This window comes from Pseudomonas sp. Pmew2 (genome assembly GCF_058129885.1).
The window spans coordinates 734,807-751,142 of sequence record NZ_CM176702.1; the positions used below are offsets into that span (position 1 = coordinate 734,807).

The 16,336-nt window shown below is 61.5% G+C and carries 9 protein-coding genes and 1 pseudogene; 7 read left to right on the top strand and 3 right to left on the bottom strand.

Annotated features, from left to right (window positions below):
* Positions 1-14: 14 nt before the first annotated feature.
* Together AC4ANK_RS03405 and AC4ANK_RS03410 are read left to right on the top strand one after the other, a co-directional pair.
* Positions 15-5,975: an Hpt domain-containing protein gene (locus AC4ANK_RS03405; RefSeq protein ID WP_002551742.1), complete on the top strand. Its 5,961-nt coding sequence runs from the start codon at positions 15-17 to the stop codon at positions 5,973-5,975.
* Positions 5,968-6,429: a chemotaxis protein CheW gene (locus tag AC4ANK_RS03410; protein WP_005731062.1), complete on the top strand. Its 462-nt coding sequence runs from the start codon at positions 5,968-5,970 to the stop codon at positions 6,427-6,429. Before AC4ANK_RS03405 ends, AC4ANK_RS03410 begins: the two co-directional genes overlap by 8 nt.
* A gap of 481 nt (positions 6,430-6,910) precedes the next feature.
* Here AC4ANK_RS03410 and selO read toward each other — a convergent pair whose 3' ends face one another.
* A complete protein-coding gene (gene selO / locus AC4ANK_RS03415) occupies positions 6,911-8,374 on the bottom strand; it encodes a protein adenylyltransferase SelO (protein ID WP_002551745.1) in 1,464 nt (487 codons plus the stop codon).
* Between the two features lie 138 nt (positions 8,375-8,512).
* Positions 8,513-9,178, bottom strand: a complete 666-nt coding sequence (locus tag AC4ANK_RS03420) for a GntR family transcriptional regulator (RefSeq protein WP_002551746.1) — start codon at positions 9,176-9,178, stop codon at positions 8,513-8,515.
* A gap of 253 nt (positions 9,179-9,431) precedes the next feature.
* Between AC4ANK_RS03420 and AC4ANK_RS03425 the strand changes: the two genes are divergently transcribed.
* Genes AC4ANK_RS03425 through AC4ANK_RS03445 form a run of 5 tightly spaced genes read left to right on the top strand, consistent with a single transcriptional unit; the run spans position 9,432 to position 15,594 of the window.
* Entirely contained in the window at positions 9,432-10,664 is a 1,233-nt protein-coding gene (locus AC4ANK_RS03425) for an NRAMP family divalent metal transporter (RefSeq protein WP_002551747.1), read from the top strand.
* A 15-nt stretch (positions 10,665-10,679) separates the two neighbouring features.
* A complete protein-coding gene (locus AC4ANK_RS03430; protein WP_460384203.1) occupies positions 10,680-11,444 on the top strand; it encodes a LamB/YcsF family protein in 765 nt (254 codons plus the stop codon).
* Positions 11,445-11,446: 2 nt separating this feature from the next.
* A complete protein-coding gene (locus AC4ANK_RS03435; RefSeq protein ID WP_002551749.1) occupies positions 11,447-12,244 on the top strand; it encodes a putative hydro-lyase in 798 nt (265 codons plus the stop codon).
* A gap of 9 nt (positions 12,245-12,253) precedes the next feature.
* A complete protein-coding gene (locus tag AC4ANK_RS03440; RefSeq protein ID WP_002551750.1) occupies positions 12,254-13,858 on the top strand; it encodes a 5-oxoprolinase subunit B/C family protein in 1,605 nt (534 codons plus the stop codon).
* Positions 13,855-15,594: an acetyl/propionyl/methylcrotonyl-CoA carboxylase subunit alpha gene (locus AC4ANK_RS03445; RefSeq protein WP_002551751.1), complete on the top strand. Its 1,740-nt coding sequence runs from the start codon at positions 13,855-13,857 to the stop codon at positions 15,592-15,594. Before AC4ANK_RS03440 ends, AC4ANK_RS03445 begins: the two co-directional genes overlap by 4 nt.
* Positions 15,595-15,651: 57 nt before the next feature.
* On the opposite strand, the pseudogene AC4ANK_RS03450 reads toward AC4ANK_RS03445, so the two are convergent.
* Positions 15,652-16,238 (bottom strand): annotated as a pseudogene (locus AC4ANK_RS03450) (Imm5 family immunity protein).
* Positions 16,239-16,336 lie beyond the last annotated feature (98 nt).

Sequence of the window (16,336 nt, forward strand, 5' to 3'; positions counted from 1 at the left end):
AGGCGGTACTCGTCATGGCTGATCGTCACGATTACGTGGCCCTTGAATGGCTTAAGGGCGAAATCGCCGAAACGCTGCGCCAGGCCCGCAACGAGCTGGATGCCTTCATCGAAGACCCGGCCAACAGCGCGGCGATGGCCGAATGTCTGAACCTGGTGCATCAGGTTCACGGCAGCCTGCAGATGATCGAGTTTTACGGCGCGGCGTTGCTGGCCGAGGAAATCGAGCAACTGGCGCTGGCGGTCCAGCAGAACCGTGTTAGCCATCCGGCGGAGTCCGAGCAACTGCTGATTCAGGCCATGAGTCAGTTGCCGGTTTATCTGGAACGTATCCACTCTGCGCGCCGGGACCTGCCGTTGGTGGTGTTGCCGTTGCTCAATGACCTGCGCAGTGCGCGGGGCGAAAGTCTGCTCTCGGAAACCAGCCTGTTCGCCCCGCAACTGGTCGTCGTTCCTGCGCTCGATGACCAGGAACTGGCGCGGCGCAATACCCCTGAATTGCCCAACCTGCTGCGCAAGCTGCGTCAGACCTTGCAGGCGGCGCTGGCGGGCCTGATGCGCGAGCAGGGCGTTCAGACCCAGCTCGGTTACATGGCCAAGGTGTTTGCCCGGCTGGAGCAGTTATGCGAGGACGCGCCGCTCGGTCCGCTCTGGCGAATCGCCTCGGCGCTGGTCGAAACCATGCTCAACGGCAACTTCACCAACAGCCCGGCCCTGCGCAGCCTGCTGAAGGATGCCGACAAGGAACTCAAGCGGCTGGCCGAGCAGGGCGTGACCGGCATCAATCAGCCGGCCCCCGAAGAGCTGCTGAAAAGCCTGCTGTTCTACATCGCCAAGTCCGACAGCCTGGCACCGAAGATGCTCGACCTCAAAGACCAGTACGCGCTGGCCGATGCCTTGCCCGGCAACGATGTGGTCAACGAAGAGCGCGCACGCATGGCCGGGCCGGACCGCGACGCCATGCGCTCGGTAATCGTAGCCCTGTGCGAAGGGCTGGTCCGGGTCAAGGAACGGCTCGATGTGTTCGTGCGCGGTGACCGCCAGCATGTCAGTGAACTCAACGCGCTGCTGCCGCCGCTGCGGCAGATCGCCGATACCCTTGCAGTGCTTGGCTTCGGCCAGCCGCGCAAGGTGATCATCGATCAGCTTTCTGTCGTTCTGGGGCTGGCGCAGGGGCAGCGCGAGCCCAGCGACGGCGCGCTGATGGATGTTGCGGGCGCCTTGCTCTACGTCGAATCGACCCTTGCGGGCATGGCCGGGAGCAACGAACAGGCCAGTCGTGAAGAAAGCCGCCTGCCGACCACTGACCTGACGCAAATTCATCAACTGGTGATTCGCGAAGCCCGCACGGTGTTGCAGCAGGCCAAGGACGTGATCCTCGATTACATCGACGGTGAGTGGGACCGCCAGCGGCTCGACCCGCTTTGCGCGCTGATCGTGCAGGTTCGCGGTGCGCTGGCGATGATCCCGCTGGCCCGTGCTGCCAGCCTGCTGGCCGCCTGCAACGAATACATTCAGGAACACCTGCTGGTGGACGAAACCCGTCCCAGCTGGGTTCAGCTCGATTGCCTGGCCGATACAATTACTGGCATCGAGTATTACCTGGAGCGCATGCTCGAAGACCATGAAGCGCCGGGTGATCAGGTCCTCGACATGGCTCAGCAAAGCCTGGCGCGGCTGGGCTATACGCCCGCTGCCGACACACTTGAAGTGCCGCTGCTGGAAGAAATCATCACCCAGGATGAGTTGCTGGAACTGGATGATCGCAAGGCGCTGGTCAGCCCTGCGCAAACCATTGCTCAGGTCCTTGCCAGCCCGGTGTCGGCAGTCAATCCGCCTGCCCGCAACGTACCCACCAGCCTGTTGCCGCCCTCGGCAGACGAAGAGGCGGTGGACGACGAGTTGCGCGAAGTCTTTCTGGAAGAGGCAGACGAGGTGCTCGACGCATTGCGCGAGTATCTGCCGCGCTGGTTTGCTTCACTGGGCAGCGGCGGCCATTGGGACAGCACCGCACTGACCGAAGTGCGCCGGGCGTTTCATACCCTCAAGGGCAGCGGCCGGATGGTGCGTGCGCTGATTCTCAGCGAACTGGCCTGGTCGGTGGAGAACCTGCTCAACCGGGTGCTGGAAGGCGATGTGCTGCCGGGCCTTGAAGTTCAGCAATTGATGAGCGAAGTGCTGACGCTGCTGCCGTCGGTGATTCGCGATTTCGCCGAGGATGCGCAGCGCCAGCGTAACGATGTCGACCTGCTGGCGGCCCGTGCCCATGCGCTGGCCAATGGGCTTGAGCTGCCGGTACTGCCTGCAGCCCCTGACCCAGTACCAGGCGAAGCGCTTGATCCACAATTGCTGGAAATTTTCCGTCAGGAAGCGCTCGGGCATCTGAATACCCTGGGTCGCTTCCTCGACAACGCGGAACAATCGGCATCGCCTTCGATCAGCGACGCTGTGCTGCGTGCGCTGCACACCCTCAAAGGCAGCGCACACATGGCCGGCGTGTTGCCGATTGCCGAGCTGGCCAGCCCGCTCGACCAGTTGGTGCGTGAATACAAAGCCAACCTTATCGACATCGGCGCGCCCGAACTCGCCCTGCTGCGCAGCGCAGAACCGTTGTTGCACAGCGGGCTCAAGCAACTCGACACAACCCCGCTGGCAGCCATTGCGGGTGCTGCGCAGCTGATCGAAGCGGCTCTGGCGCTGCTCAACGAGCGCCTCACCGTGGTGCTGCGCGAGTCGGACAGTGGCCTGCGGATCAAGCGCAATCCCACGCTGCTTGCCGGCTTTCTGGCCGAAGGCATGGACATCGTCCTGGACGCGGAAAACCTGTTGCGGCGCTGGCGTCAGCACCCCGGCGAACGTCAGGAACTGAGCGCGTTGCTCGATGAACTGACCACGCTGGGGCATGGCGCGCATCTGGCCGATCTGCCGCAGGTCGATGAGCTCTGCGAAGCCTTGCTCGACCTATACGGGGCGGTCGAGGAAAGCAGCCTGGCGGTCAGCGAACGCTTTTTCGATGCAGCAGAGAGCGCCCACGAAGCGTTGATCAATATGCTTGATCAGGTGGCTGCCGGTCAGGACGTCGAACCACGTCCCGAGTGCGTGCGAGCCTTGAACCAGTTGCTGGATCAGGCGCTGGACCCTTCAGCGACCGGACTGGTCAAGAGCGATGGCCACCGGACCCTGAGCGTTACCGAGCTCAACGCGGCCACCGAGCAATTGGCCAGTGAGGCCGAGCACACTGAAACTGCCGGCCCGGACGACGAGATCGTCGAGATATTTCTGGAAGAGGCCGTCGATATCCTCGACAGCGCCGGTCAGGCCTTACAGCGCTGGCTGGCTGATCCGGAAAACTCTGCGCCGCTGGCCTCACTGCAGCGCGACCTGCACACCCTCAAGGGCGGCGCGCGGATGGCCGAGGTGGCCGAGGTGGGCGACCTTGCCCACGAACTGGAAAACCTCTACGAAGGCTTGATCGACCGGCGCTTCAACCATTCGCCAGCGCTGGCCGAACTGCTGCACGAGAGTCACGACCATCTGGCGATTCTGCTGGAGCAGTTGTATCGGCAGGAAGCGCTCAGTGATCCCTCGGCCTTGATCGAAGCGCTGGGCCGCTGTCGTACGCTCGAGAGCTCAGGGTCTGATGTGCAGGCACCGCCAGCGGCCAGCGAAGATCTTCCCGAACATGACACCGAGCTGCGTGAAGTCTTCCTTGAGGAGGGTTTCGATATCATCGAAAGCTCGGGCGCTGCGCTGGCCCGCTGGCAGGCCGATCCGCACAACCTGCTGGAAGTCGAAAACCTGTTGCGCGACCTGCACACCCTCAAGGGCGGTGCGCGGATGGTCGAAATCGCCCCGATAGGCGACCTCGCCCACGAGCTGGAAACGCTTTACGAAGGGCTTTCTGCCGGCAACCTGCAGCCTGCGCCATTGACGATCAGCCTGTTGCAGAGCGGTCACGATGTGCTGGCCGATATGCTCGACGCAGTGCGTAACGAAAAGCCGCTGCCTGATGCCTCGCTGCTGATTGAAAGCATCCGCAGACTGGCCAGCGATGAACCGGTGGGCGAGCCGGTGGTTGCGCAAGCCTTTGAAACCGGCCCGGAATCGGTGGTGGCCGTCGCGCCTGCTGCTGACGGCGAGGTCGAGCGCAGTGGGCCGGAAATGGTCAAGGTGCCCGCCGAGCAACTGGAAGACCTGGTCAACCTGGCCGGTGAAACGTCTATTTTCCGTGGGCGGATCGAACAGCAGATTCTGGATTCGCAGGTCGCGCTGCTGGAAGTTGAAACCACTATCGAGCGGATGCGCGATCAATTGCGTCGCCTGGATATGGAAACCCAAGGCCGTATTCTCAGTCGCGAGCAGGTTCAGGCCGAGCGGCTGGGTTATGAGGAATTCGACCCGCTGGAAATGGACCGTCATTCGCAGTTGCAACAGTTGTCGCGTGCGCTTTTCGAGTCTGCCTCCGACCTGATGGACCTCAAGGAAACCCTCGGTGCGCGGGCCCGCGACGCTGAAACGCTGCTGTCGCAACAGGCCAGGGTCAACACCCAGTTGCAGGAAGGCCTGATGCGTACGCGCATGGTGCCGTTCGAGCGCCTGGTGCCGCGTTTGCGTCGCGTGGTACGCCAGGTTGCCTCGGAGCTGCACAAGAAGGTCCATTTCGAGGTCGGTAATGCCGACGGTGAAATGGACCGCAATGTGTTGGAAAGGATGGTCGCGCCGCTGGAACACATGCTGCGCAACGCTGTTGATCATGGCTTGGAAAGCACCGAAAAACGCATCGCTGCCGGTAAGCCGGAGCAGGGCCATATCAGCCTTGAGCTGATGTACGAAGGCGGCGATATGGTGATCGAGTTGAGCGATGACGGCTCGGGTGTCGACCTGGCAGCGGTGCGCCGCAAGGCCATCAAACGCGGCATGATCCATCCGGATGCCGATCTGTCCGACCATGAGGTTTTGCCGTTCATTCTGCAGGCGGGGTTTTCCACCAGCGAGATCATCACCCAGATTTCCGGACGTGGCGTCGGCATGGATGTGGTGCATGCCGAGGTCAAACAACTGGGCGGCTCGATGGTCATCGACTCGGTGCCTGGCAAGGGCACGCGCTTCCGTATTCGCCTGCCTATTTCGGTGTCGGTTAACCGTGCGTTGATGGTGACCTGCGGCGAAGAGCAATACGCCGTGCCGCTCAATACCGTTGATGGCATCGTGCGCGTCATGGCCAATGAGCTGGACGGCTATTACCAGACCAGCCCGCCGCGCTATCAATACGGCGGACGCAGCTACGAGCTGCGTTATCTGGGCGAGTTGCTGGGCAGCAGTCCACCCAGGCTTGCCGGGCAATTGCAGCCGCTGCCGGTATTGCTGGTGCATTTGCAGGATCAGTGGGTGGCGGTGCAGGTCGATGCGCTGGCAGGTTCACGCGAAATTGTGGTCAAGAGCCTTGGTACGCAGTTCTCAAGGGTGCAGGGCATTTCCGGTGCGACCATTCTGGGTGATGGGCGTGTGGTGCTGATTCTCGACTTGATGGCGCAGATTCGTACCTTGCAGGGCTTGCCTTTCAGAGGGTTGGCGCCTGTCTACCACGAAGCCGAGCACGCCAGGCCGTTGCTGGTGATGGTGGTGGACGATTCGGTGACGGTACGCAAAGTCACCAGCCGGTTGCTTGAGCGCCACGGCATGCATGTGCTGACCGCCAAGGACGGGATTGACGCCATGACCCTGTTGCAGGAGCACACGCCTGACATCATGCTGCTGGATATCGAAATGCCGCGCATGGACGGCTTTGAAGTGGCCAGCCAGATCCGCCAGGACGAACAGCTCAAGGAACTGCCGATCATCATGATCACTTCCCGCTCGGGCCAGAAGCACCGGGATCGGGCCATGGCGGTGGGCGTCAACGAGTACCTGAGCAAGCCTTATCAGGAAACCGTGTTGCTGGAGAGTATTGCTTACTGGAGCCAGATCCATGTCTGAAGGTACGTTCCAGACCAGTCGCCTGACCGGCCTGCTGCTGCCGTTGAGTGACCGGCATTTGCTGCTGCCCAACGTCGCGGTCGCCGAGTTGATCGACTACCAGGACTGCAGCGCGGAGCCGGGCGCTCCCGAGTGGTATCTGGGACCGATCAGCTGGCGCGAGCTGACCTTGCCGCTGCTCAGTTTCGAAGCCGCCTGCGGAGGCCGCACCCGCGTGGGTGGCCGGGCCCGGATTGTAGTGCTCAATGCACTGGGCGGGCGTAACGACGTCAGGTTCATCGCGTTGCTCACCCAAGGCATTCCGCGCTCGTGCAAAGTCGACAGCCAGTTGAGCTACGTCGACGTCCCACTGGCCGAACTGGAGCTGGCTGCCGTACAGATCGGCGAAACCGTCGCGCGCATCCCCGACCTGGAAGGGCTGGAGCAGTGGCTGGTGGATGCAGGGCTGTCATAGGTAAAGAGGACGCAGAGCGTCCAGAACGGCATGCGACGCGGAGCGTCGCACGATAGTCATAGTTGAGGTTATCGTTCCGCACGCTCCAGCGTGGGAATGCCGGGTGTGATGCTCCGCGTCACAAATCTGCGCCGCGTCGCACAGTCAGGATAGGACGCGGAGCGTCCAGAACGGCATGCGACGCGGAGCGTGGCACGATAGTCAGGTTATCGTTCCGCACGCTCCAGCGTGGGAATGCCGTGCGTGACGCTCCGCGTCACAGATCTGTGCCGCACCGCACATTCCGGATAGGACGCGGAGCGTCCAGAACTGCATGCGACGCGGAGCGCCGCACGATAGTTACAGGGTTATCGTTCCGCACGCTCCAGCGTGGGAATGCCGTGCGTGACGCTCCGCGTCACAAATCTGCGCCGCGCCGCGTAGCACGATAGTTGAGGTTATCGCCCACGCTGAGGATGGGCACGATAGGGGACCAAAAGCCTCACGACGAACAGCTGATTTCCAGATGCTTGCCCCAGTCCGGTGGTCGCTGGGCGTAGCCTTCCATTCCGGGTTGTTCGGTGAAGGGCGTGCAGAGCACTTGGTGCAGGCGGCGGACTTCTGCGTAGTCACCTTTTTCCGCTGCGGCGATGGCGTTCTGGGCCAGGTAGTTGCGCAGGATGTACAGCGGATTGACCGCGTGCATGCGGGTTTGACGCTCCTGCTCGGTGCCTTTGTCCTCGCCGGCAATACGCGCCAGATACGCTTCTGCCCAGCCATCGAAGCCCTTGATGTCGACAAAGTCGTCGCGCAATGTGCGCAGCGCTTCTACGGCGGGCTGATCGCCCAGACGACGGAAAAACAGGGTGTAATCCACGCCGCTGTTCTGCATCAGCTTCAGCAATTGGCTGACCAGTTGTTCGTCCTGATCTTCGGCAATGGTCAGGCCCAGTCGACGACGCATCAGGTCAAGGTAGTGCGCTTGATAAAGCGGCAGGAACAAGCCGATAGTCTCGCGTAACGCTTCCACGCTGATGAACGGCGTCAGCGCCTGCGCCAGTGCGCTCAGGTTCCATTGCGCGATGGGCACCTGATTGCTGAAGGAGTAGCGTCCCTCGTGATCGGAGTGATTGCAGATGAAGTGCTCGTCGAAATCATCCAGAAACGCAAACGGACCGAAATCGAAGGTAATGCCCAGAATCGACATGTTGTCGGTGTTCATCACGCCGTGGCAGAAACCGTAGGCCTGCCACTTGGCAATCAGCTCGGCGTTGCGCTCGACGATTTCGCGGAACATCGCCAGATACGGCTCTGGCTGCTCCTGACAATGCGGGTAATGCATCGTCAGTACATGTTCGGCCAGTGTCTTCAATTGCTCTGGCTGTTTGGTGTAGAAGAAGTATTCAAGACTGCCGAAGCGCACATGGCTCTGCGCCAGACGCAGCACCATCGCTGCGTGTTCCTGGGTTTCGCGCCATACCGGCGTGCTGGAGCTGACTACGCACCCTGCACGGCTGCTGGGGATACCCAGCGCGTGCAACGCTTCGGAAGCCAGAAACTCGCGGATCGACGAACGCAGCACGGCGCGCCCGTCACCCATCCGCGAGTACGGCGTGCGGCCCGCGCCCTTGAGGTGCAGGTCCCAGTGTTCGCCTGTGTCGTTATACACCTCGCCCAGCAACAGCCCGCGGCCGTCGCCCAGGCGCGGGTTGTAGGAACCAAACTGATGGCCGGAATAAACCATCGCTCGCGGCTCGGCCTCTGACCACAGCTTGTGGCCGCTGAAGATTTCCGCGAACAGCGGCAGATCGGCTTGTTCAGGGGCCAGGTCCAGCAGCGCCAGCGCGGATTCGCTGGCAACCACAAGCCGCGGCGCATCGATGGGCTCAGGCAGCACGGAAGTGGAGAACGCATCGCCCAGTCGGGCAAAGCGGTTGTCGAAAGTGAGTTCGTCGAGTGCTTTCAAAGCGTATCGCCTCCAGAGGGGAATTTCAGGCTTTCAACGAAGCGGCGGCCTGCCTGGCTCGTCGGGCGTGTTACAACGGTCAGAACCCGTAGACCGGGTCCCTGGGTGGTAGTTCTGGTGATCGGGGCTGCGCCCGGACTATCGGTTCCGGCTTCGCTCGAAGGCGGCCAGAATCGTTCGTTCCGATTGCACCAGATAATCCTCGAGCATGCGCGTCGCCTCATCGGTCTTGCCCGCGTCAAGGCGCCCGAGTACCGCTGCATTCATGTCCAGATAGGGCGAATGCAGAAGCTCCGGGTCGTTGAGCAGCCCGAAGGCCAGGCGCAACTCTGCTGATATCTGCGCATAAAACGCCGCCAGTCGCGGGCTGTCGGACAGCTCGACGATGGCCTTGTGAAACATCATGTTGGCGGTGCCCACGGCAATCCAGTCCTTGGCCTCACGCGCCTGCACGCCGGCCTCGACCGCATTGCGCATGTGCAGCACACCGGGATGCTGTGGATAAGCCTGGGCAATCGCCCTGCATTCGATAAAGCGCCGGATGCGATAAATATCGATGATCGAAGCCATGTCAGGCTTGGCCACAGTCACGCCGCGGTTGGGTTCATGAGTGAGCAAACCCTCGCGGGTCAGAATTCTGAAAGCTTCTCTCAAGGTATTGCGGGAAATCTGCAGGCTTTCGGCCAGCGCCGCTTCCGAAAGGCGTTGACCGGGAACCAGCTCACCCTCGACCAGCATTCTGCGAAGCTCTGTGGTGATGGATTCTCCAAGCGTACGAGGGAGGAGAGAAGCAGCGTCGTTCATAAAGGGTCCGGATAAGGAAAAGCCGAGTCGATATTCCACGACAGCTCATTGGCTGGCAAGGACGAAGGCCATCCGATGCTTCATCAGGTAGCACACTTGAGTTCAAGCGTAACAATATGGTGCGCATTGTTGATCCATAACATATGGATTGTTCAACAATATTATCTTTATATATCTACAGCTTGGCGCTGTTTAATGCCCTTTGGCATGCTCATTGCTCTGGCAGGTTACCTCTCATCTCAGGAATGCCGCCGTGACACAGACTGCCAATGAGTTCACCAAGGCGCGTCGCGCCTCATTGATCGCCGCGATCTTCATGATGGCGACCTCTGCCATCGGCCCAGGATTTCTGACCCAGACAGCCACGTTCACCGCGACCCTGGGGGCGGCGTTTGCCTTCGGCATTCTGGCGTCGATCCTGATCGACTTCGTGGTGCAGTTGAATGTCTGGCGCATCGTGACGCTGACCAGAATGCGCGCGGCCGATCTGGCCAACGCAGCGATCCCGGGCAGTGGTTATCTGCTCGCGGTACTGGTCATCTTCGGCGGCCTGGTGTTCAGTCTGGGCAACATCGCCGGTGCGGGCCTGGGCTTGAATGCGTTGACCGGTCTTGACCCCAAATGGGGGGGCGCCTTGAGTGCGCTGATCGCCATTGCGATCTTCTCGTCGCACCGTGCGGGTATTGCGATGGATCGCATCATGATGGTGCTGGGCACCTTGAAGGTCTGCCTGATTCTCTTCGCCGCCTTTGCCTCGCACCCGCCGCTGGGCGAGGCTCTGCGCCAGACCATCCTGCCGGACATGGTCGATTTCGCCGCCATCACCACCATCGTCGGCGGCACGGTCGGTGGCTATATCACTTACGCCGGTGCTCACCGCTTGCTGGATCGCGGCACCGTCGGGGTCGAGAACATCGATGTAGTGTCCAAGGCGGCGCTGACCGGTATTCTGGTCACAGGGGTTGTCCGTTACATACTTTTTCTGGCAATCCTCGGCGTGGTCGCCAGCGGCGTTGTCATCGATGTATCCGGCCAGGGCGCAAACCCTGCGGCCCAGGCGTTCACCGCTGCCGCTGGCAACTTCGGCCTGATCATGTTCGGCCTGGTGCTCTGGGCGGCTGGCATCAGCAGCGTGATCGGCGCGTCCTATACTTCGATGTCGTTCATCACGGTATTTTCCAAACGCATCACCGAGCGCGTGCGTAACCTGGCAACTGTCGGCTTTATCCTGATCACCGTGGTCGTATACGTCATGTGGGGCAAACCACCGGCTGCGCTGCTGGTGTTTGCCGGTGGCTTCAACGGCTTGATTCTGCCACTGGGCCTGAGCATTTTCATGTACGTGGGCTGGCGTCGGTCCGACATGATGGACGGCTACCACTACCCGCGCTGGCTATTGGTGCTGGGCGTGCTGACCTGTCTGCTGTCGTGGTACATGGCGTTCAAATCGGCGGGAGCCATCTTTGCCTTCATCAATGCAGCCTGATTTCGGAGAATAAAAATGCCTGCAATAGACCTCAACAGTGATCTCGGTGAAAGCTTCGGCGCCTGGAGCATGGGCGACGACGAGGCGATTCTCGATGTGGTCAGCAGCGCCAATGTGGCCTGCGGTTTTCATGCTGGTGATCCAGTCGGCATCCTGCGCACCCTCGAGGCCGCTGCGGCCCGGGGCGTGGCCATTGGTGCGCATGTGGCTTACCCGGACCTCGTCGGGTTTGGTCGCCGCAACATGGACATCCCAAGCGACCAACTGACGGCCGACGTCATTTACCAGATCGGCGCGCTTCAGGGGCTGGCGCGCAGCGCTGGTACCAGCGTGACATACGTCAAACCCCACGGCGCGCTGTACAACACCATCGCTGGCGATCAGCGCCAGGCAGCGGCGGTCATTCAGGCGCTGCTGCGCATCGACCCTGCGCTGAAGCTGGTGTGTCTGGCCAATTCGCCACTGCTCGGCTGGGCGCGGGAAGCCGGACTGGCGTGCGTTGCCGAAGCGTTCGCCGACCGCGCCTATACCGCTGAAGGCACGCTGGTCTCACGCTCGCGGCCCGGTGCCGTGCTGCACGACGCCGAGCTGATCGCCGAACGCATGCTGCGTCTGGTGCGCGACGGGGTTATCGAGGCTGAAGACGGCCGCGAAATCAGCCTGCAAGCCGATTCTATCTGCGTACACGGCGACAGCCCGGGCGCGGTGAACATCGCCCGCATCCTGAAAGACCGTTTGCACGACGCAGGCGTTACCGTCCGCGCATTCAATAGGGGCTGATCATGAACAACACCTTGCAACACGCCCGTCAGGCGGCTATCGACGCACGTGCCCGCTATCGACAAGGGTTTGTTTCGCCAACCGCAGGTCAGGCTCCCGGTCTGACCCAGTGCAACATGATCACGCTGCCGCGCGACTGGGCCTATGACTTTCTGCTGTTCGCCCAGCGCAACCCGCAAGCCTGCCCGGTGCTGGATGTGACCGAGCCCGGCAGTTACACCACGTTGCTGGCCGAGCAGGCCGACCTGCGCACCGACCTGCCGTTGTATCGGGTCTGGCGTGATGGGCAACTGGCTGAAGAAGTCAGCGACGCCAGCGAAATCTGGGCGCAGCACGGCGATCTGGTCAGTTTTCTGATCGGCTGTAGCTTCACCTTCGAAACCGACCTGATGAACGCCGGGATCGACGTGCGCCATATCAGCGAAGGCTGCAACGTACCGATGTACCGCAGCAATCGTGTCTGTCGACCTGCCGGGCGCTTGCAGGGAAACATGGTGGTTTCTATGCGGCCCATCGCTGCGGACCGGGTTGCCGAGGCAGCAAGGATCACCGGGCGCTACCCCGGCGTGCACGGCGCCCCGGTGCATGTCGGCGAACCTGAGCTGCTTGGCATCAAGGACTTGGCGCATCCGGACTTCGGCGATGCAGTGAGCATCAAGCCCGGCGAGATTCCTGTGTTCTGGGCCTGCGGCGTGACCCCGCAGGCGGTTGTGATGGCGTCTCGTGTGCCGTTCGCGATTTCCCATGCGCCGGGGCACATGTTCATTACCGATATTCCGGACAGCTACTACCACGTATAGGAGAGGCTCATGCGTTTCTACCCGGCCAACCTGGACGCGCTCCTGGTTGAACTGTCGAACCTGGACGAGACTCTGGCCCTGTTCGAATCGTTACAGCAGATGCCCATTTTCGGCGTGGAGGAAATCGTTCCGGCGGCCCGGACGCTGCTGGTGCATTTTCGCCCGTCCGCCATCGGTTTCGAGGCGCTGGCGGCGCAGATTGCCTCGCGTGACATTCGCGGCAGCGCTCGCGAGCCCGGCAAGCTGATTGAAATACCCGTGCATTACAACGGTGAAGACCTGGCTGATGTGGCACGCGAGCTGGACATCAGCGTTGACGAAGTGATCAAGCGCCACACCGGTAGCGACTACAACGTTGCCTTCTGCGGCTTTGCGCCCGGTTTTGCCTACCTCAGTGGCGGTGCCGGCTTTGTCGTGCCGCGGCGCAGCACACCGCGCACGCGCATTCCGGCTGGTGCAGTGGCGTTGGCCGGTGGTTTCAGCGGCATTTATCCACAGGCCAGCCCCGGTGGCTGGCAGATCATCGGCGTGACCCACTCAAAAATGTGGGATCTGGGCCGCGACGAGCCAGCCTTGCTTCAGCCTGGCTATCGCGTGCGCTTTCAAGACGCCGGTCCGCTGCCCGTGACCAGCGTTTCGGTTGCTGCGCCCGTTCGTCAGCAGGCGTCGACAATCACCGAAGACTATCTGCAAGTCGTTATGCCGGGTTTGCAGACCCTGTTTCAGGACCTGGGTCGTCCTGGTCGGGCAGGGCAGGGTGTTTCCGCATCGGGTGCACTGGATCGCGGCGCATTGCGTGCGGCCAATCGCGCAGTAGGCAACGAGCCGGGCACTGCTTGTCTGGAAATTCTCATGGGTGGCCTGACGTTTACCTGTCAGGGCCAGGCCGTGGTAGCGGTTACCGGTGCTCAGGCGCCTGTCGAGGTGCTGACGGCTGATGGCCAACGCATGCAGCCGCCGCTTTACGCGCCGTTTTCGTTGCAGAGCGGCGATCAGGTGAGCATCGGTTCGCCCACCGCAGGCTTGCGCAGTTATCTGGCCGTGCGCGGCGGTTTTGTCCACGAGCCGGTGCTGGGTAGTCTGTCCACCGACACGCTGGCCCAGGTGGGGCCCGCAGCGCTGGCGGCGGGTGACCGGCTGGGCTTCAGGCGCAGAACCGGTGGTGCTGCGGTGTCGACTGGCGAACAACCGGCCTTCGATATGCCGCGTAATGATCAGGTCATTACGCTGGATGTGGTCATGGGGCCGCGCAGCGACTGGTTCACCGCCGAGGCGCAGGCGTTGCTTACGCAGCAGACCTGGCTGGTCACACCGCAATCCAACCGGATCGGTATCCGCCTGGCGGGCGAGCAGTCGCTTGCGCGCGCCGTCAGTGGCGAACTGCCCAGCGAGGGCACCACGGTCGGTGCCATTCAGGTGCCGCCCAGTGGCCAGCCGGTACTGTTTCTGGCGGACCACCCGTTGACGGGCGGTTACCCGGTCATCGGCGCAGTCGCTACCTATCACCTGGACAAGGCCGGGCAGATTCCGGTCAATGCCCGCATTCGTTTCAACCCGCTGAGCGCCTTCGAGCCAGTGCGCTCCGCCACTTCAGACGAGACCAATAACAGATGAAAAAGGTTCTGATTGCCAACCGTGGCGAAATTGCCGTGCGTATTGCCCGCGCCTGCCGTGACTATGGGGTTGCCTCGGTGGCCGTGTATGCCGATGCCGATATCGACGCGCTGCATGTGTGTCAGGCCGATGAAGCCTACGGGCTGCAAGGTGAGCGCCCGACCGACACCTATCTGAACATCGAAAAGCTGCTGGCAGTCGCTGCTCGTGCCGGTGCCGACGCGGTTCACCCAGGTTATGGCTTCCTCTCGGAACGCGCCGACTTTGCCCGCGCCGTAATCGACGCCGGCCTGACCTGGATCGGCCCGGACCCTGCAACCATCGACGCGCTGGGCGACAAGGTGCAAGCCCGGCGCATCGCTTTGAAAGTCGGTGCGCCGCTGGTAGCTGGCACTGAAAGCCCGGTGAAAGATGCTTCTGAAGTGCTTGCGTTCGCCGAGCAGTACGGCCTGCCGATTGCCATCAAGGCGGCATTTGGCGGCGGTGGTCGCGGCCTGAAAGTCGCCTGGAAGCTCGATGAAGTCAGCGAGCTGTACGAGTCTGCGGTGCGTGAAGCGGTGACCGCGTTCGGTCGTGGCGAGTGCTTCGTCGAACGCTTTCTGGATCGCCCACGGCACATTGAAGCGCAGATCATCGCCGACCGGCATGGCCGGGTAGTTGTGGTCGGCACCCGGGATTGCTCGTTGCAGCGTCGCAACCAGAAGCTGATCGAGGAAGCCCCGGCCCCTTACCTGACCGACGAGCTGCGCCAGCGCATTCACGAGTCGGCCCGTGCGGTTTGTGCCGAGGCAGGCTATGTCGGTGCCGGTACGGTGGAATTCCTGCTCAGTGGCGACGGCACCCTGTCATTCCTGGAGGTCAATACGCGCTTGCAGGTGGAACACCCGGTGACTGAAGAAACCAGCGGTGTGGATCTGGTCATCGAACAACTGCGCGTGGCCGACGGCCTGCCGCTGTCGTTCGACGGTACGCCGGTACCGCGCGGCCATAGCTTCGAATTCCGCATCAACGCCGAAGATGCAGGCAACGGCTTCCTGCCGACCCCGGGCACCATCGACGTGTTTCAGCCACCGTCCGGACCGGGCGTGCGGCTGGACACCGGCGTGACAGAAGGCTCGCGAGTGTCAGCGAACTTCGATTCGATGATCGCCAAACTGATCGTCACCGGCGCAACCCGCGAACAGGCCATCAGCCGCGCCCGCCGTGCGTTGGCCGAGTTCAAGGTGGAAGGCGTGGCCACCGTGCTGCCGTTCCATCGGGCGGTCATGGACCATGATGACTTCACGGCGTCCAATACCTTTGCCGTCCACACCCGCTGGATCGAAACCGACTTCGCCGAACACGTCACCCTCGCACCGCGCAGCGCTGCGCCAGTTGATGCAGGTGTGCTGCGCACCTTCGTCGAAATCGACGGAAAACGCCACGAACTGGGCCTGCCCGCTGCGCTGCTGCGTGGCATGAGCCTGAATTCGGCTGCACCGGCTGACGCCAGCCAGCCAGCTGCCGACGCCCCTGACCCGCACGCAGTACTGACGCCGGTCGCGGGCAACCTGCATGCCTGGGCGGTTGAAGACGGTGCGACGGTAGAGAAGGGACAGGTGATCGCCATCATGGAGGCGATGAAGATGGAAACATCGATACTGGCGCCGTGTGCCGGAACCGTGCAGATCAGCAAGGAGCCTGGCGGGTATCTGGAGGCGAAGGTGGTGATTGGGCGGGTTGAGGCTGCCGACTGATCGGGTTGTTAGGTGCTCCGCACAACCGGGTGTTGCCGCTCGGTTGATGCGTGTTTTTCAAGGTAAGTCAGAGATCACCTGCGGCACGGCAACAGACAGATACCACCTCCAAAAAGCACGCCGCAATTCCGGGTTGCCATCATCTGACAACCCACCTGCAAACGCGGATGCGACTAAATAATCAGGCTCAAATGCTTCAGGATCCAGGTCTTGATCGCGTTGGTCGGCGCCAAACTGAACATCGGAAACCGCCGTTACGATTGAATTTGCAGCCGCGTGCGCGACGAACATCGCAGGCCACTCATCGGGTTCATAGCATTCATTCTCGACCAAAGATACATAAAAACCATCTCGTACGGCCATCGCGTCGGCCTCATTAAAAGCGCCACTGGCAGCCTGAAGCGCAACAGTCAGAACAGGTTCAATGCGTCGATCATTACCAAACTTCTTTGTCCAGAATCCAATGCCGTGTTGCACGCAGACGATATTCAGCTTTGTCAGTATCTGTTTTTGTTCGTTGGTATTTTTGTTTTCAGTGATCATCGCCCATAGACGCGTTCGTAGAGGACGTTCTAATTCACCTTTGGGCGAGCTTTGGATTTCAGTCAGGAGTTTTATGATGAGGGTTCGTGTTCTTTTTTCATTTGAGCTTCTTAATCGGGTGGGCAGTATTCTCGTGTGAAGTCATGTGCAAGGTGCTCGGGCTTCAGTATGAGTTTCCTGAACGATTCCGGCAGCAATT